General features: G+C 74.5%; 13 protein-coding genes. 8 read left to right on the plus strand and 5 right to left on the minus strand.

All coding sequences use genetic code 11. The features are described 5' to 3' along the window. Positions 1–94 precede the first annotated feature (94 nt). The 3 genes from J2S41_RS12570 to J2S41_RS12580 all read left to right on the plus strand — a co-directional run bounded on the left by J2S41_RS12570 (position 95) and on the right by J2S41_RS12580 (position 5091). Positions 95–880, plus strand: coding sequence for an alpha/beta fold hydrolase (locus J2S41_RS12570; RefSeq protein WP_310367037.1), 786 nt, complete (start codon positions 95–97; stop codon positions 878–880). Between the two features lie 106 nt (positions 881–986). Next, positions 987–4535 (plus strand): trypsin-like peptidase domain-containing protein, encoded by a 3549-nt coding sequence (locus tag J2S41_RS12575; protein ID WP_310367039.1) that lies wholly within the window; start codon positions 987–989, stop codon positions 4533–4535. A gap of 94 nt (positions 4536–4629) precedes the next feature. Further along, positions 4630–5091 (plus strand): hypothetical protein, encoded by a 462-nt coding sequence (locus J2S41_RS12580; protein WP_310367041.1) that lies wholly within the window; start codon positions 4630–4632, stop codon positions 5089–5091. Positions 5092–5223: 132 nt separating this feature from the next. On the opposite strand, the gene J2S41_RS12585 is transcribed toward J2S41_RS12580, so the two are convergent. Then, on the minus strand, positions 5224–5634 hold the full coding sequence (locus J2S41_RS12585; protein WP_310367043.1) for a nuclear transport factor 2 family protein: 411 nt from the start codon (positions 5632–5634) through the stop codon (positions 5224–5226). Positions 5635–5662: 28 nt separating this feature from the next. On the opposite strand from J2S41_RS12585, the gene J2S41_RS12590 reads away from it, so the two are divergent. Continuing rightward, positions 5663–6145, plus strand: a complete 483-nt coding sequence (locus J2S41_RS12590) for a MarR family winged helix-turn-helix transcriptional regulator (protein WP_310367046.1) — start codon at positions 5663–5665, stop codon at positions 6143–6145. A 20-nt stretch (positions 6146–6165) separates the two neighbouring features. On the opposite strand, the gene J2S41_RS12595 is transcribed toward J2S41_RS12590, so the two are convergent. The 3 genes from J2S41_RS12595 to J2S41_RS12605 form a co-directional block, all read right to left on the minus strand. Then, positions 6166–10755: a glycoside hydrolase family 2 TIM barrel-domain containing protein gene (locus J2S41_RS12595; RefSeq protein ID WP_310367048.1), complete on the minus strand. Its 4590-nt coding sequence runs from the start codon at positions 10753–10755 to the stop codon at positions 6166–6168. 119 nt (positions 10756–10874) lie between these two features. Further along, positions 10875–11282, minus strand: coding sequence for a pantetheine-phosphate adenylyltransferase (gene coaD, locus J2S41_RS12600; protein ID WP_310367049.1), 408 nt, complete (start codon positions 11280–11282; stop codon positions 10875–10877). Between the two features lie 9 nt (positions 11283–11291). Continuing rightward, positions 11292–11723, minus strand: a complete 432-nt coding sequence (locus tag J2S41_RS12605) for a cupin domain-containing protein (protein WP_310367050.1) — start codon at positions 11721–11723, stop codon at positions 11292–11294. A gap of 211 nt (positions 11724–11934) precedes the next feature. On the opposite strand from J2S41_RS12605, the gene J2S41_RS12610 reads away from it, so the two are divergent. After that, positions 11935–12423, plus strand: coding sequence for a flavin reductase family protein (locus tag J2S41_RS12610; protein WP_310367052.1), 489 nt, complete (start codon positions 11935–11937; stop codon positions 12421–12423). A 379-nt stretch (positions 12424–12802) separates the two neighbouring features. Here J2S41_RS12610 and J2S41_RS12615 read toward each other — a convergent pair whose 3' ends face one another. After that, complete coding sequence (locus J2S41_RS12615) at positions 12803–13657, minus strand: LysR substrate-binding domain-containing protein (protein WP_310367055.1); 855 nt, start codon at positions 13655–13657, stop codon at positions 12803–12805. Between the two features lie 320 nt (positions 13658–13977). On the opposite strand from J2S41_RS12615, the gene J2S41_RS12620 reads away from it, so the two are divergent. The 3 genes from J2S41_RS12620 to J2S41_RS12630 are packed head-to-tail and all read left to right on the plus strand — an operon-like array spanning position 13978 to position 17758. Beyond that, on the plus strand, positions 13978–15324 hold the full coding sequence (locus J2S41_RS12620) for an NtaA/DmoA family FMN-dependent monooxygenase (protein WP_310367057.1): 1347 nt from the start codon (positions 13978–13980) through the stop codon (positions 15322–15324). Next, on the plus strand, positions 15321–16811 hold the full coding sequence (locus tag J2S41_RS12625) for an ABC transporter substrate-binding protein (RefSeq protein WP_310367060.1): 1491 nt from the start codon (positions 15321–15323) through the stop codon (positions 16809–16811). Before J2S41_RS12620 ends, J2S41_RS12625 begins: the two co-directional genes overlap by 4 nt. Next, complete coding sequence (locus J2S41_RS12630; RefSeq protein ID WP_310367062.1) at positions 16808–17758, plus strand: ABC transporter permease; 951 nt, start codon at positions 16808–16810, stop codon at positions 17756–17758. Before J2S41_RS12625 ends, J2S41_RS12630 begins: the two co-directional genes overlap by 4 nt. The last annotated feature ends 2 nt before the right edge of the window (positions 17759–17760 follow it).

Genomic DNA, 17760 nt, shown 5'->3' on the forward strand with positions numbered 1-17760 from the left:
TCCCGGGTCATGCCCCCGGGGTGCGCCGGAGCTACCGCCGCTGACCCGCCCGCTCGTCGAGACGTGGTGGCCGGAGCTCCACTAATCTCGTACCGTGTTCGCGCACGAGATCGGTTCCGGGACCCCGGTGGTGCTGCTGCACGGGTTCGGTCTGGACCACCGGAGCCTGCTCCCGCTGGAGCCGGCGTTCGAGCGCGCGGGACCGTGGCGGCGGATCTACCTCGACCTCCCCGGCGCGACCGGGACGCGGGCGGCGGGGGTGAACGGCACGCAACAGGTCGCCGACGCGGTGGTCGACGAGATCCGCGCGCGGCTCGGCGACGAGCCGTTCGCGGTGCTGGGCGGCTCGTTCGGCGGGATGATCGCCCGCTACGTCGCGCACGAGTGCCGGCCGCGGGTGCTCGGGCTCGCCACCGTGGCCGGGGTCTTCGTCGCCGCGCACGCCGGCCGGACCGTGCCGCCCCGCGCGGTGCTGAGGGAGGAACCCGAGATCGTGCCGCTCCTCGGCGCGGCGGTGGACGCGTACCGGGAGGACGCCGTGGTGGAGTCCGTGGCGGACGCGCACGGGTTCCTGCGGTACCTGCTGCCCGGCCTGGACGGCGCCGACCAGCGCGCGCTGGCCCGCATCGCGGAGCGCTACTCCCTCGACCGCGAACCCGAGGACGCGCACCCGGAGCCGTTCCGGCACCCGACGCTGCACGTCACCGGCCGGCAGGACCACGTGGTCGGATACTCCGACGCGTGGCGCCGGATCGAGCACTACCCGCGCGCGTCGTTCGCCGCGCTCGACGCGGCCGGCCACAACCTGCTGTTCGAGCAGCGCGAACTGTGCTGCGCGCTGGTCGGCGACTGGCTGGCGCGAATCCGGCGGGCCGGCTGACCGGCCGCGTCGATTCCGGCCGATTCACCGTTGGACCCGGGTGGCCGTCGTGGCAGATTGTGCTCTCATGGGCGGAACGACGATCGCGAGGCGGTAGATGCTCCGCGTGCCGGGATTTCTGTGCCGGGTGCTCGGCGGCGACGGCGTGCCGTGCGGCACCGGGTTCCAGGTCGCCCCGCACCTGGTGGTGACGGCCTGGCACGTCCTGCGGGACGCCGGCGGCGACCGGGCCGGCGCGCGGCTGAGCGTGGACGCGCTGCACGGCGGTGTGCCGCCGGCCGCGGCGGAGGTGATCGCCGGCGACCCCGGCCGTGACCTGGCGGTGCTGCGGCGGGACGAGCCGTTGCCGGACACGGTGGCCGGGCTCGTGCACACCGGCGCGGTCGAGCCGCTCACCCCGGTGCTGGTCACCGGCGTCTCCACGATCGACGACCCCGGGCACGTCTACCGGCACCTGGACGCGACCGGCAGCTGGCAGGGCGGCACCGTCCGGGACACGGACGTCCGGCTCGGCCGGTTCACCTCGGCGGGCGTGGTCCCCGGGATGAGCGGCGCACCGGTGTTGCGGCTCGCGGACCGTACCGTGGTGGGGGTCGTCTCCGCCCGGTACAACAGCGCCGACGGCTGGCTGCGGGACTCCGTGTGGGCGGCCCGGACCGAGGATCTCGCCGCGCTGCTGGACGGGCTCCCGGGGATCGGCGTCGGCCGTCGGCTGCTGGTGGCCGACCGGGTGAGCACGGTGCTGGCCGTCCGGGCGCCCGGCGCCGGCGCGCTGGTGGCCGGCGCCGCGACGGCCGAGGTCGGCGTGCACGAGGCGGCGCTGGAGGCCGCGACCGTGCTGACCGCGCTGGACGACTCCTGCCGCGGCGTGGGCCACCTCGGTGACCTGGTCGAGTCGCTGGTCACCCGGGTGGAACGCGACGGTCGGCACGACCGGCACGCCGTCGGCGACCTCCGGGCCAGGCTCCGCCGGCACGGCCTCGACCCGCGGGTGCTGTTCCCCGCCATGGCCCAGCACGAGGAGGCGCTGCGGCGCTGGGCGGCGGGCGGGCCGGCGGCGGGCCCGCTGGCCTCGCTGGCGGTCGTGCTCGCGCACGAGGTGACCACCGACGTGTTCGCCGGGCTGTCGGCCACCTGCCGCCGGTACCTGCGCGAGGCGCTGTTCCGCGTCGACTCGGCCGGCTGCGCCGCGTTCCTGGACGCGCTGGCCGCGGTCCTGCCGCCGCTGCGGTCCCCGTCGACCGAGGCGGTGCTGGTCCGGCCCGGGAACGAGCCGGTGCCGGTGGAGGCCGCCCGGCGTAGCGAACTGGCCTCCGTCGCCGCGCAGCTGTGCCGGCTGCCCGACCCCGACCCGTACGTCGCCGGCCGCGCCGAGCCGGTGTCCGTCGTCGCCGCGGCCGTGCGCCGCCGGATCGCCGGTCACGGGTCCGCGACGGCCTTCCTGTCCGGCCAGCCGGGCGTGGGTACGTCCACGGTCGCCGTCGAGGCGGCCCGGCTGCTCGCCCCGGACTTCGCCGGCGGCGTCGTCTACCTCGACCTGCACGGGCTGGTCGCGGGCGTGCGCCGGGAACTGTCCACCATGGTCCGGCTGATCTCCGAGGCGCTGCGGCTGGACCTGAGCGTGGAGACCATGGACGACACCCAGCGGGCCGCCGCGCTCCTGGCCCAGCTGCGCGACCGCGGCGTCCTGCTGGTCTTGGACAACGCGCGCGACGCCGGGCACGTGGCGCCGCTGGCCCGGGCACCGCGCGGCTGCGCCGTGATCGTCACCGCGCGCGACCGGGTGCAGAGCTTCGCGGACCCCGGCCTGGTGTTCCGGGCGGAGCCGCTCGCCCGGGAGGACTCGGTGCGGGTGCTGGCCGCCTGCGACGAGTCGCGCGCGGACCGGGCGGACCTGCTGCACCGCATCGCGTTCCTCTGCGCCGACGTCCCGCTCGCGCTGCGCATGATCGGCGCGAGGATGGCCAGCCGGCCCGACCTCCCGCTGGAGTACGTGCTGCAGACGCTGGAGCAGGAGACCACGCGGCTCGACTACCTGGACGCCGGCGACCGCGCCGTGCGGGCCGCGATCCGGCTCAGCTACGACAACCTGGACGTCGCCGCGCGGCGGGTGTTCCGCCTGGTCGCGGCCGCACCGGGCAGCGCCACCACCGGCGCGGAGCTGGGCCACTGCCTGGGCGAGAGCGCGCTGACGCAGGAGCTGCTGCTGAACCGCCTGGTGGACCGCAGCCTCGCGGAACAGGTCACCGTCCGGTCGCCGTCCGCGAGCCTGGTCGCCACGGTCAACCTGTTCGACCTGGTCCTGCTCTTCGCCCGGGAGCGGCTGGCCGAGGAGGAGCCCGAGGAACTGGTACGCGACTTCCGGCACCGGGCGCTCGGCTATCTGCGGGACCGCCTGGCCGAGATCGTCCGCCTGGACCGCCCGCCCGTGATGCCCGGCGAGCTCGACCCGTCCCGGTTCCACGCCGCGGCCCGGCTGGCCGAGGAGGGGGAGTGGTTCGACCTCGCCACCGAGCTGGCCGGGGACCTGTCGATGCTGCACGACTCCCGCGGCGAACTGGACGGCGTGGTGGCCGTCAACGACCTGCGCGTGCGCCTTCACCTGCGCCGCGGCGTGCCCGGCGACGCGGTGGCGGCGTGCCTGGCCAACGCCACCGCGCTGCGCGCGCACGACGTGACGCGCGCGGCCGGGTGCGCCCGCCTGGCCGTCCGCATCGCCCAGGAGCACGGCCTGGTCGCCCGCGCGGGCGAGGCCGAGTTCACGCTGAGCGTGCTGCTGTGGGAGTCCGGCGACCTCACCGGTGCGCTGGCGGCCGGTGAGCGGTCCGCGTCGGTGCTCACCGCCGCCGGCCGGGAGGCGGCCGTGATCCCGGTCGCGATCAACAACTGCCGGCTGGCGCGTGAGCTGCGGGACGCCACGCGCACGTCATCCTGGGCCCGCCGCGCCGACGGGCTGGCCGGCCGGGTGCGGGACCGGGGACTCCAGGCGTCGGCCGCGTTCGAGCTGAACCGCGCCCAGCACGACGCCGGGGAACTGGCGGCGGCGATCGCGTCCGCGCGCCGCGCCGAGGCGCTCTACCGCGCCGAGGAGAACTGGTTCAACGCGGCGGTGACGTGCGAGAACGGCGCGCTCTCCGCGGAGGACAGCGGCGACGTCGCGCTCGCGCGGCAGTGGCGCGCCACGGCGGTCGAGCACTGGCGGCGCTGCGGGAACCTGCCCCGCCTGCTGCGGGCGCTGGTCGACCTCAGCGCGCTGCACGTGCGGGTGACGGAGTACGAGCCGGCCGACGACGCGCTGGCCGGCGCGATCCGGGCGATCCGCGACGAGCCCGGCACCGCGCTGCCGCCGCTCCTCGAATCCGAGATCCTCGCCCGCCACGCCGCGGTGCGGCTGTTCACCGGCACCGGGGCGGACCGTCACGGTACGGACCTCGCCGCCCCCGCCGCCGCGGACGGCACCGGCGACGCCGAGCTGGAGCGCCTGCGCGCGGTGCTGAGCCGGTTCCACGCCGGCGCGCTGAGCATCGACGACGCCCGGCAGCAGGTGCTGACCGTGCTGCGGACGGAGACCCGCCACGGCCCGGAGATGGCCCGGCCCTGGCTGCACGACGACCTCGGCGCGGAGCTCGCGCCACGCGAGCTGAAGCCGGGATGAAACCGGTCCGAAGCCGCCCGATGGTCCGATGAGGACTGTGGCCGGGCGCGGCGGGCGCCGTGCCCGGGATGATCCCTATCGGACAGGAGACGGAATGCGAACGATGATGCGACGCCTCGGCGCCGGTGCGGCCGCCGCTACGGTGGCGGCCGCGCTCGCCGTGGCGGGGACCGGCGCCCCGGCCTCGGCGACCGCGGCGGAGTGCTCCGGGGGTGCGAACGGTTTCATCGACATCCCAGACACGCTGCGCGGCTCCCAGGTCTACGCGGTCGATCTGGGCGGCGGCGCCACGTCGCGGCTGTACGTCGGCACCGTGTCCGGCGCGCAGCGCACCTGGGCGATGATCGACGGGACTACGTACCCGGGTGATCGGGTGTGGATGGACTGGACGCAGAACGGCGGCGCGACCTGGCTGCAGTGCGGCCCGTTCCAGATCACCGCGCCCGGCCAGACCAAGACGACCGCGGCCAAGCGGACCAGCTCCAGCACGAGCTGGCGGGTGCGCGCCTGCGGCGCCTTCAGTGGCGGCCCGGTGCGGTGCGGGGCCTGGTGGTGAGGCCCTGACCCGCGGCGTCCCGCCGGTCGGGCGTCACGCCCGACCGGCGGTGGCCGTCGCGCGGCGGCGGGCGGCGGCCGTGATGGCCTCCTCGGGCGTGCGGAGCCGCCGGCCGAGCACGCGGCGCGCCGGTCAGGCCGGCGGTGCGAACGGCTCGTAGCAGTCGAACGTCTCGTGCGCGAGCACCCGCCCGTCGTCCACGGTGAGCAGCGCCGCGACGTGCGCGACCAGCTCCTGCCCGGCCCGGAACGGCCCCGCGTCCGCGCCGACCACGCCGCGCCAGGTCGCGCGCACGGCCGCGCGCGGCCCGTCCGAGAGCACCTCGTGCACCTCGAAGACCTGCTCGCGCAGCAGCGCCTTGCCGGACCGGAACCCGGCGACGGTGGCCTCCAGATCCCGCACGGCACCGGCCGGAACCAGCGCGTTCGGATGCTCGGTCACCCGCACCCCGGGCGAGAGCAGCGCCCGCAGCTCGTCCTCGGTCGAGGACAGGTCGGACACGACGGCGTAGTAGCGGCGCACGACGGACTCCACGGTTGCCATGGCGCCGAGATTACACAACCATGGTTGTGTGTTGGAAGACGCTGCTCCCGAACTCGACATGTCCTCCGCGTTCACGCTGCTCGGCGACGCCGTCACCCGCCGCGTGCTGCGCGCCCTGGACGGCACCGGGCTCCGCCCCGCGCACGGCTACCTGATCCAGCGCCTGCTCACCGGCCCGGCCACCGCCACCGAGATCGCCGACCACCTCGGCATCAGCCAGCAGGCCGTCTCCAAGGCCCTCAACGAACTGCTGACCCTGGGGTACGTCGCCCCCGCCACCACCGGCGACCGCCGCCGGCGCCCGATGGCCCTCACCCCGGCCGGCCACCACGCCATCGACACCGCCCGCGCCGAACGCGCCCGCATCGACGCCCGGCTCCGCGCCGCCCTCGGCCCCGGCACCTTCGAGACCACCATGGCCGCGCTCCACACCGCGCTCGACGCCCTCGACCTCACCGACCGCATCCGCCACCGCGCCGCCCAGCCCCCGGACGACACCCTCGCCGGCTGACGCCGCGGCGGGACGCGCGGTCAGGCGCAGGCGAGGCGGGCGGCCGCCCAGTCGGCGTGGTCGCTGCCGTTGCCGTTGCCCGCGTCGGTGACACGCAGGTCGAGCTGGCGGGCGCCGGTGATGTCGACGTCGAGGCGAACGGCGGCGGCGGCGCCGGTCACGACGCCGCTGCGGGCGCGGAGCGTGCCGTCGGCCCAGACCTCGAACTCGACGGAGCCGGAGGCCTCGTCGTCGACGCCGACGTCGGAGCGGAAGCGGGTGCAGGTGCCGCCGAGGTCGACCAGCACGCTGGAGTACGCGTGCGCGCCGAGGCCCTTCTCGTACCGTACGCCGCCGATGGTCATCGGGTTTCCGTCGGTGGCGCCCTGCTCGCCGTTGCTGCGGTCCCGCTCCACCGGGCCCCAGCCGTTGGCCTGCTCCACATAGGGACGGTCGCTCAGCCACGCGTAGCCGGCCGGCAGCGGCGCCTCGACGGCGGCGGCCGCGGTGACCGTGGTGCGGTAACCGGCTGCCGTGCCGGACGTGACCGAGGCGGTCAGGTCGTAGCGGCCCACGTCCGTGTCCGCCGGCGGCGTCACGGTGAACGTGGCCGTCTCCGGGCCGCCGGTGGCGACCGGGCCGAGGTCGGCGCGCGCGGGCTCGACGGTCCAGCCCGGCGGCACGGCGAGATCGACCGCGGCGCTGGTCAGGCCGCCGGCGCACCGCGGCGAGACCGTGACGTCGACCCGTTCCGGCGTGCCGGCGGTGACCCGGCCGTCGGTGGTGGCGGTGACGTCCGGGGCGCACGGGGCCGCGACGTCGGAGTCCGGGACGCCACCGGCCCTGATCTCGTCCCGGGTGAGCGGGCGCAGCACCAGCTCGTGCGAGTACGGCTCGGCCGGCGACAGCTTGAACGGGTCGAGGACCGAGTTCGGCGTCTCGCCCATGCCGGTCTCGCCCGCCTCCGCGTGCAGCGTCACCCAGTCGCGGTTGCGCACCAGCGGAAGCTGGTGGTCGTACTCGGCGCGGTCCAGGTCGTCGTACGGGGTCACGCTCACGTCCCGGGCGCCGCCGACGAGCAGCCCGGCGCGGCCGTCGTGCAGGCTGGCCCAGCGCGTGTCGGTGTGGTTGCCGTAGGCCTGCGGGCGGGAGTAGCGCACGTACTCCCGCTCCACGGTGCTGCGGTAGACGCCGAGCCGCGCGCCGCTGCGCCGGTCGTTGTAGGACTCGTGCGGCCCGCGGCCGTAGTACGCGAAGCTCTGCATCTCGTCCGGCAGCCGCAGCGACACCCCGACCCTCGGCAGGTACGGCAGCTCGCCGACGCGGCCGCCGGTCGCGGCCACGTTCTGGGTGAGCGTGATCGTGCCGTTGCGGTCGACCCGGTACCGCATGGTCTGGTCGAACGAGATGCCGGTCCCGGCGACCGTGCTGCGCACCTCGACCACCACCGCGTCCGCCTCGGTGCGCGTCCGCACGTCGTCGATCGTGGTGCGCAGCCGGTCGAGGCCCAGCTCGTGCCAGATCCGCCGGTCGTCGGTGCCCCAGTCGTACGTCTCGTTGCTGGTCGGCGGCCGGTACACGTCCAGCGTGGGCGGGCCGGCGATCAGCTCCCGCCCGTCCGCGCGCATCGAGGTGAGCGCGCCCGACTCGAACCGGTACGCGAAGCCGGGACCGGAGACGGTGAGCGTGTCGCCCCGGGTGGCCAGCGCGGGCGCGCCGCGCGCCGGTGCGGGCAGGATGCCCGGGACCGCGCGCCCGCCGACGGAGAACTGGTCGTAGCCGACCGTCCAGCCGCGCCGCGCCCACGGCAGGTCGCGCGTGGTGACGGCGGTCAGGTTCAGCAACCGCTCCCGGTCGCCCGGGTTCGGCGGTGGCGCGCCGAGGTCCAGCTCGACGGTCTCGCCGGGCTTCAGCCGCAGCGTCCGGCTGCCGGAGCGGAGCGTGCGGGCCTGCTCCGCCACGTTCCAGTCCAGCCGCAGCTCGTACGCGCCGGCCTGCTGCTCGTTGTGCACCCGCACCCGGCCGCGCGCCGCGTCGACGGCGGTGAACCGGATCGGCGCCTGCGCCCAGGCCATCTCCGCGGTCTCCGGCTGCACGTAGCGGTCGGAGCCGACCAGGCCGTCCGTGCCGGACAGGCTGATGCCGAGACTCAGGAAATCACCCTTCGGCTGGTACGTGTCGAAGTTCAGCGCCAGCACCGCCCGCTCGGCCGGGTCGCCGGCCAGCTCCGCCGGGGTCAGCGCCCGCCCGTAGATCCGCGCGTCGTCGATCAGGCCGCGGCCGAGCCGTACGCTCCACAGGTCGTTGTCCTGCTGGGTCTCCGCGTTGCGGCCCAGGTTCACCTCGAACAGGCCGGGATCGACCGCACCGGTACGCGGGACGGCGGCCACCTCGGCGCCGTCGATGTAGAGCCGCAGCGCCGCGCCGTCGTAGACGCCGCTGACCCGGTGCCAGGCGCCGTACCAGCCGGCCGGCACGTCCGCGGTGACGGTGGCCCAGCCGCCGGCGTCGACGCCGAACTCGAGCGTGTCCGCGTCGCGCAGCTGCAGCGCGTAGCCCTGCCCCTTGGTCAGGATCGGGAAGCTGCCGGACCACTCGCCCGGGTGCACCCACGCGTCCAGCGTCAGCGGGCCGGTCAGGTCGAGCCGGCGGTCGCGGAAGACGTCCACGAAGTCGTCCAGGCCGGACAGTGACACGGCCTGGCCGCGCCGGCCGGCGACCGGCTCGGGCTTGCCGACCAGGAACGTCTGGATCCGGTTCGCGGACGAGTCCGGCGTGAGGATCAGCGGCTGGCGCAGGTTCTGGTCGGCCCAGTCCCAGATGAAGCCGCCCTGCATCTGCGGGTTGCGGCGGGCGAGCGCCCAGAACTGGTCGAAGTTGCCCAGCCCGTTGCCCATCGCGTGCGCGTACTCGCCCATCACCACCGGCTTGGTGGACGCGTTGACCCGGTTCTCCAGCCGGGCCGGCGTGGGGTAGCGGGGGCCGTCCACGTCCGCGAACGGCGCGTCGCCGTCCGGATTGTTCGACTGGTGGTAGAGCAGCCGGGTCGGCTCGTTCGCGTCCGCCCACGCGGCCATCGCGTAGTGCGCGGCGCCGAGCCCGGCCTCGTTGCCGGTGTCCCAGAAGATCACGCTGGGGTGGTTCTTGTCCCGCGCCACCATCGCCTGGAACCGGTCGGCGAACGCGGCCTGCCACTCGGGCCGGTCGGCCAGGCAGTTCGACGGGCAGTTCTCGCGGGAGTGCGTCTCGATGTCGACCTCGTCGTCCACCCACAGGCCGTACCGGTCGGCCAGCCGGTACAGGTACGGGTCGGACGGATAGTGCGAGGTGCGTACCGCGTTCAGGTGCAGCCGCTTCATCAGGAACACGTCGTCGCGCTGGCGCCGCGGCGTGTTGTAGCGGCCGGTGTCCGGGTCCGTCTCCGCCCGGTTGGTGCCCTTGATCAGGATGCGTTCCCCGTTGACCAGGATCTGCCGGTCGCGCACCTCGATCTCGCGGAAGCCGACCGGCTGCGCCGTGGTGTGCAGCACCGTGCCGCCCGGGCCGAGCAGTTCCAGCACGAGCGCGTACAGGGTGGGCTCCTCGGCGCTCCACGTCGCCGGCGCGGTGACCGGCATGGTGAGCGTGACCCGGCCGGTGCCGGCCGGCTGCCGGGCCGTGGTCACCGCCCGGTTGCGCGGGTCGAGCAGGGTGGCGCGGACCGCGAACTCGCCCGGCGCGCCGGCCACGTCGACCCGGGCGGTCAGCGTGGCGTCGCGGTAGGCCGCGTCCAGGTCCGTGGTGAGGTACGCGTCCTGGAGCCGGGTCTGCGCGGTGCGGTACAGCCACACGTCGCGGAAGATGCCGCTGTACCGCCACTGGTCGACGTCCTCGAGGTAGGAGCCGGAGCTCCAGCGGTGCACCTGCACGGCGATCTGGTTGCGCCCCGGCCGCAGCCGCTCGGTGACGTCGAACTCGGCCGGCGTGTAGCCGCCCTGGTCGTACCCGACGTAGCCGCCGTTGACCCAGACCAGGTACGCGCTGGTCACACCCTCGAAGCGGAGGAACACCCGGTCGCCGTCCCAGTCCGCCGGAAGGTCGATCGTCCGGACGTACGCCCCGGTGGGGTTGAGGTCCCGCGGCACCCGCGGCGGGTCGTCCGGGAACTCCTCCGGGATGTTGCGGAACATCGGGTGGTCGATGAAGTTGGACTGCCAGGTGTGCGGCACGGTCGCCACCGGCCACCCGGACGCGTCGAACCCGTCCGTGCGGAACGCGGCCGGCACGTCTTGCGGCCGCTCGTGGATCTTGAGCCGCCATTCACCGTTGAGCGGGAGGACGTGCGGGTTGCGGGCGGTCCGGTCGGTCAGGTCCGCGACCGCGGCGCGCGCGTCCGCGTACGGCCGCAGATCCGAGTGCGGCGGCTGCTGCCCCTCGCCGGTCAGCTCCGGGTTCTCCAGGTAGCGGTACAGCTCGTCCACGGTCTTCGGCCCGCCCGCCGGGTCCACGGCCACGGTCGCCGGCGTCGCGGTCCAGGCCTCGGGCGGCGAGTCCGGCCGGGCGGCCGAGGCGGCGGCCGGCTCCAGCACGACCGCGACCGCGAGCGCGAAGGCGACAGCGCGGCGACGCCGCGTCCCGAACGTACGAGGCATCGTCCCGCTCCTATGTGGTTGGCGGCGCGTTATCGAGCGATATGCATGTTTGTACGCCTTCGCCCACCTGTCAACGCCCACCCCACCCCACCGCGCGCGACCGGGCCGCCCGAAGTGGCTCAGCCGCGCAGGGCCCGGGCCGCGGTGGACGACGTCGCCGCCAGCTCGGCCCGCGCGGGCAGCAGCACCGTGGCCACGCCGAGCGCGTCGTTCATCAGCGCGAGGTCGCGCTCCCGCCGCCAGTCGGCCGCGTTCCGCACGCCGCGGACGATCACCTCGCCGCCGTGCCGCCGGCAGTAGTCGGCGGTCAGCCCGTGCCAGGCGACCACCGACACGTCGTCCCATCCGGCCGGCAGCAGCCGCTCGATCTCCCTCGCCCGCGCCGCGGCGGGACTGCCGGGCCGCTTGTCGTCGTTCACCGCGACCAGGACGGTGACGCGGCCGAACATCCGGCGCGCCCGGCCGGCCACGTCGAGATGTCCCGGCGTGAACGGATCGAAGGTTCCCGGATAGACCGCGTGCGGCATCGGGTCAGACTAGGCCGTGGCCGGGCCGCGCCACTCCAGGTGGGACACGTTGACCACGATCGCCTCCTGGGTGGTGCGGGAGATGACCACGACGGCCTCGGTGCCCGGGTCGGGGTTCTCCTCCCGGTGCGGGACCCACGGCGGCACGTAGACGTAGTCGCCCGGGCCGGTGTCGATGCGGATCTCGCCCCGCTCCGGGTCCAGGAACACGAACGACGGGTGGCCGCTGACCACGTAGATCGCGGTCTCCGACTCGCCGTGGTGGTGGTTGCCGGAGGACGTGTGCGCGGCCACGTGGGTCTGGCCCATCCACAGGTTCCGGCTGCCCACGGTCTTGCCGCTGATCGCCTCGACGCGCCGCATGCCGGAGGTCTGCGCCGTGTCGCCGCTCAGGCCCGCCGCGGCGACGTGATGCAGCCGCTGGTGAAAGGGGTCGCTCATGGTCGTGATCGTGATACGCGGCGTGGCCCGTGTCAATCCAAACCTATCGGGTTACTAGGATTTGGGACGGCGGTTGACGCCGGCCAGGGACCGCGCGCACCGTCGTAGGAAGGAACCCGGCATCGCGTTGACCTCGGGAGTCGTGCGACCGGCGCAGCGGCAGCGACGCCGCTGCCCTCAATGTTGCATCGAACGTGCTTGGAGGCATGTCATGACCGTGGCCGTCGCTCCCGATCTCTTCCGCCGGCTTCTGCGCCGGCACGCCGCGGCCGTCGTGGTGATCACCGCGCCCGGCACCGGCTTCACCGCGACGTCGTTCACCTCGGTCTCGCTGGACCCGCCGCTGGTCTCGTTCTGCCTGGCCCGCAGCGCCTCGGCGTGGCCGGCCGTGGCGGAGGCCGCGACCGTGGCCGTGCACGTGCTGGGCCGCGAACAGGAGCAGATCGCCCGCACGTTCGCCACCAGCGGCATCGACCGGCTGGCCGCGCACGGCCAGTGGCACCCCGGTCCCGACGGCGTCCCGCTGCTGGACGACGTCCTCGCCCGGCTCGTCTGCCGCGTCGTCGACCGTGTCCCGGCCGGCGACCACACCATCGTGCTGGCCAGCCCGCTCGACGGCGAACACCGCGCCGACGAGGCGGAAACCCCCCTGCTCTACCACGCCGGCCGGTACTCCTCCGTCCACCCCCGACTCCGCTAGAAGGCCAACCCCTCCGGCGTGGCTGGATGCCGCATGCCGCCGCGGGCAAACCTCGTCGCGGGCGCCGACTCCGCCGGCGCTCCGCTGCGTTCGCGGCGTCGGAGCCGGTACCCGCGTGGCTGGGCAGGACCACGCGGCCGCCGCCGGCGGTCCGGGGTCGCTCGGCGCGCCCGGGGCGTGGATGGTGGCGGCTCGCGGCGCGGCCACCCGTGTGCGGGTGGCGTTCCCGGCGGGAACGCCAGGTGGCCGCGCCGCTCTGGCTCGCCCGGCCCCGTGCGGGACCGGCGGGCGGGAGCGCCGGCGGCGACCGGCGCCCGAGGGAACGGGCGGGCCCCCGGTCACGCCGGAAACGGGAGGGGAGTCCTGCGAACGGGCGGCGTCAGCGGTCCGGGTGGAGCAGGCCGATCAGGGCTGACACCGCGCCGTCGGTGATGTCGGCGGGAAGGCCGCGGCGGGACCAGACGGAGAGCGGGATCGGCATCGGGGGCGGCAGTTCGTCGCGTGCGGTCAGGCCGTCCAGGGGCTGGCCGAGCGTGGCCATCAGGGCGACGCCGAGGCCGGCGCGGACGGCGGCCTGAACGCCGGCGAGGTGCGCGGCCTCCGCGCCGATCTCGGCGGGCAGGCCGTGCGCGGCGAGCGTCTCCAGGGCGCGGCTGCGCAGCGCGCACGGGTCATCGAAGGCCACCAGGCGGATCGGGACGCCCGCGGCGGGCGGGAGCCATCCGGGAGAGGAGTACCAGGTCAGATGCAGTTGCCCGACGGTACGGGCGTCGGCGTCGCCGGCCGGGCCGAGCAGCAGGGCGAGGTCGATCCGGCCGTCCTGCAGCGCGGCGCGCAGTTGCTGGCCGCGGTCGATGCGGAAGCGGATGTGGTGGTCCGGGAACGTGGCGGACAGCGCGGTGCTCAGCGCGGGCAGCAGTTGCGCGGCCGCGTGCTCGGTCGAGCCGATGGTCAGCGCACGCTCCACCTCGACGCCGAACGCGCGGAGCGTCTCGTCGTGCAGCGCGAGGATGCGGCGGGCGCGGGCGAGCAGTTCCTCGCCGTCCGCAGTGAACCGGGAGCCGCGGCCGTCGCGCTCGATCAGCGAGCGGCCGAGCGCGGTCTCCAGGCGGCGCACGTGCTGGCTCACCGCGGACTGGGTGAGGTGCAGCGACGTCGCGGCGCGCTGGAAGCCGCCGCAGTCGGCCACGGCGACGAAGCTGCGCAGCGGTGCGATGCCCAAGATCTGACCCATGCCTACCAGGTTACTAGGAATTAGATCAGGTGCCGTAATGTCTCCCATCACGATCTCTCGTTGGACACGCTCCGGCGGGGCCCGAATACTCGTTCGCATGAGCCGCGGACAGAGGGTCGATCTGACCACCCGCCGCTGTGTCGACTACGGACGCAGCGCGGCCTCGCTCTGTCGTTGAGCATCGCTCGACCGATGCCGCCCGAGAGGCATCCCGCTCACTCACTCGCCCCGGCAGGGTAGCCGGGCGCTCAGCCGACTCTCCCGCACCGGCACGCCCGCGATCGGGCGTGCGGTGTCGCGCACCCATGAAAGGCATCACCATGACTCGCAGGACCCTGAAGCTGGGGGCCGTCCTCGTCGGCGTCGGCGGCCCCGGCCAGCACCACACCTGGCTCAGCCCGGAGATCCCCGGCGACGCCAGCGTGGACATCCGCTGGTACATCGCACGTGCCCGGCAGGCCGAGGCCGCGTTCTTCGACCACGTGTTCATCGTGGACAGCCAGTTCATCACGCCGGACTCGCCGCACCACTACCTGAACCGGCTCGAGCCGCTCACGCTGCTGTCCGCGGTCGCGGTGCACACCACCCACATCGGGCTGGTCGGCACGCTCACCACCAGCTACAACGACCCGTTCAACGTGGCGCGCCGGCTGGCGTCGCTGGACCTGATCAGCGGCGGCCGGGCCGGGTGGAACGTGGTCGCGACCGGCGACGGTGGCACCGCCGGCAACTACGGGCGCGAGGAGCACTACGACTACGCCGAACGGTACGGCCGCGCGCTGGAGCACGTCCGCGTGGTGCAGGGGCTGTGGAACTCGTACGAGGAGGACGCGTTCCCGCGGGACAAGGAGGCGGGCGTCTTCTTCGACCCCGCCAAGCTGCACGCGCTGCACCACGTCGGCGAGCACTTCTCCGTGGTGGGTCCGCTCAACATCGAGCGATCGCCGCAGGGTCAGCCCGTCATCTTCCAGGCGGGCGACTCCGACGAGGGCCGCGATCTGGGCGCCGAGATCGCCGACGCGATCTTCACCCACGCGCGCACGATCGAGCAGGGCGTGGCGTTCGCCCGGGACATCCGGGCCCGCGCGGCCGCGAAGGGGCGGGACCCGGAGCGGATTCTGATCGTGCCGGGGTTCAGCCCGATCATCGCGGACACCGACGAGGAGGCGCGCGCGGCCGAGGCGGCGATCGCCGGCGGCAAGGACTTCCACCGCGCGCTGAGGGAACTGGGCCGGCCGTTCGGCTGGCACGACTTCACGCGGTACGACCTGGACGCGCCGTTCCCGGAGCTGGGCGACCTGGGCGACCGCAGCTTCCGCACCCAGGCCGCAGCGATCAAGAAACTGGCCCGGGACAACGGCCTCACGCTGCGGCAGGTCGTGCAGTCCACGATCGACGGCCGGCGGTCGCCGTTCGTCGGCTCGGCGCGCACGGTCGCGGACGAGATCCAGCGCTGGTTCGAGGCGGGTGCGCTGGACGGGCTCAACGTCATGGTGACGGTGCCGAGCGAGTTCGCCCGGTTCACCGACGAGGTCCTGCCGATCCTGCGCGAGCGCGGCGTGGCCCGCACCGGGTACGACGCCACCACCCTGCGCGGCAACCTCGGCCTGCCGATCCCGCGCAACGTGCACGCCGCCCGCGCCGCGCAGCCGGCCGGTGCGCGATGAGCGCCCGGACCCGCGTGGCGGCGGCGCTCGGCTCGCTGCTGCTGGCGCTGTCCGGGTGCGCCGGGGGAGCGGCGGCCGCGGACGCGGTACCCACGCTGCGCTGGGCGGTGACGCTGCCGGCGCACTGGGACCCGGTGGTGAGCGGCAGTGGCGCGCAGTTCCGGATCCTGTCGCTGGCCTACGCGTCGCTGACCGAGATCGACGAGAAGGGTGCGGCGGTGCCGTCGCTGGCCGAGTCGTGGACCTACAACGACGCGGGCGACCAGGTGACGTTCCATCTCCGTCCGGGCCTGGAGTTCAGCGACGGCACGCCGTTGAACGCCGACGCCGTGCGGGCATACCTCACGCGGGCGAAGACCCAGAAGGACTCCGCGCTGTTCGGTGACCTCACCTCGATCGAGCGCGTCTCCGCGCGCGGCGACCTGGACGTGGTGGTGGACCTGACGCAGGTCGACTACCAGATCCCGCTGCTGCTCGGCGAGCGCGTCGCGCAGATCTCCAGCCCGGCCGTGGACCCGGCCGCGCTGGACCGGTCGCCGGTCGGCGCCGGCCCGTTCACCGTGGTCGAGAACGTGCCCGGCTCGCACGTGTACCTGACGAAGAACCCGCGGTACTGGGACGCGGCGAACATCCACATCGAGCGCGTCGAGCTGCTCGCCGAGCCGGACCCGGCCACCGTCGTCTCCGGGCTCCAGACCGGCGTGTACGACCTGGCGAACGTGGCGCCGGCGCAGGTCAAGGCCGCGGAGGCGGCGAAGCTCGACGTGGTGGTCCAGCCCGGCTACAACGCCTCGAACATCAGCATCAACGTGAACAAGGCGCCGTTCGACGACCCCCGGGTGGTCGACGCGGTCCGGCACGCGATCAACCGGCAGGAGTTCGTCGACAAGGTCACGTTCGGCCTCGGCAAGGTCACCGACCAGCCGTTCCCGCCGGGCTACATCGCCTACGACGACGCGTCCGCGAACGCCTACCCGTACGACCCGGCGCGGGCGAAAGCGCTGCTGGCCGAGGCGGGGGCGGCGGACGCGGCGGTGGACCTGGTGGTCCCGGCGCAGTCGACCGCGGCCGAGATCGTGCAGGCGCAGCTCGGCGCGGTCGGCATCACGGTCACGATCAAGGTGGACCCGAACTGGGCCACGCCGTTCTTCGCCAAGGACCTGGCGCTGTCGCTCTACGGCACCACCGGGCGCGAGTCGCCGGTACAGACGCTGACCGCGCACTTCGGGCCGAACGGGCCGCTGAACCTGTCAACGCCGTACGAGCCGCCCGGTTTCCCGGCCGCGGTGGCGACCGCCCGGCAGACGCCGCTGGACTCGCCGGACTACCAGCGCAACCTTCGGGCGGCGACGCGCGCGGGTCTGGAGAGCCGGGCGCTGGTCTTCACGTACTCGCAGCCGAACCTGTTCGTGAAGTCGCCGCGGGTGTCCGGCCTGGCGCCGATCCCGGGCCAGATCCACTGGACCGGGCTGACGGTGACGCCGTGATCCTCAGAATCCTGCTGCGCTCGGTCGCGGTCTTCGTGCCGGTGTTCCTGGTGGCCACGTTCGTCACGTTCGCGCTGCGGGCGCTGAGCGGGCTCACCCCCGCCCACCTCCAGCTCGGCGAGTCGGCCACGCCGGAGACGGTGGCCGCGATCGAGCGCGAGTGGGGGCTCGACCGGCCGTTCCTCACCCAGTACGGCGACTGGTTCGCCGGCGTGCTCCGCGGCGACCTCGGCGTCAGCTGGTACAACGGCGCGGACATCGCCGGCCTGCTGTTCGAGGGCGCGATCGTCAGCCTCTCCGTGGCCGGCCTGGCGCTGGTCATCGGCGTGGTCCTCGGGTTCGGGCTGGGCGTGCTGGCCGCGGTGCGCCGCACCACCTGGGTCGACCGGGCGATCACCGGCGCGATGACGGCCGTGTCCGTGATGCCGTCCTTCGTGGTCGGGATCGCGCTGGTCGCGGTGTTCGCGGTCGGGCTCGGCTGGTTCCCGAGCGCCGGGTACGTGCCGGCGGACCGGGACCTGGGGCTGTGGCTGGCGCACATCACGCTGCCGGCCGTCGCGCTCAGCCTCGACACGGTCGCGGACGTGGCCCGGCAGTTGCGGGCCGGGCTGGTCGCGGCGTACCGGGAGAACTACGTGACCGGCGCGATCGTGCGCGGCCTCGGCCCCCGGCGGATCTTCTTCCGGCACGTGCTGCGCAACGGCATGGGACCCGCGCTGACCGTGCTCGGGCTCAAGTTCCCGGCGCTGCTCGGCGGCGCGGTGGTCACGGAGTCGATCTTCGGGATGGCCGGGTTCGGGAAGTTCGCGGCCGACTCCGCCCAGCGCGGCGACGTGCCCGCGGTCCAGGGCGTGCTGGTCGTCTCCGTGGTCCTGGTGGTCGTGTTCAACCTGCTGGTCAACGTGATCCTGGCCCGGGTCACGCCGGCGTCGGCACGGGGGGTGTGAGC

This window comes from Catenuloplanes atrovinosus (assembly GCF_031458235.1).
Classification (GTDB): Bacteria; Actinomycetota; Actinomycetes; order Mycobacteriales; family Micromonosporaceae; genus Catenuloplanes; species Catenuloplanes atrovinosus.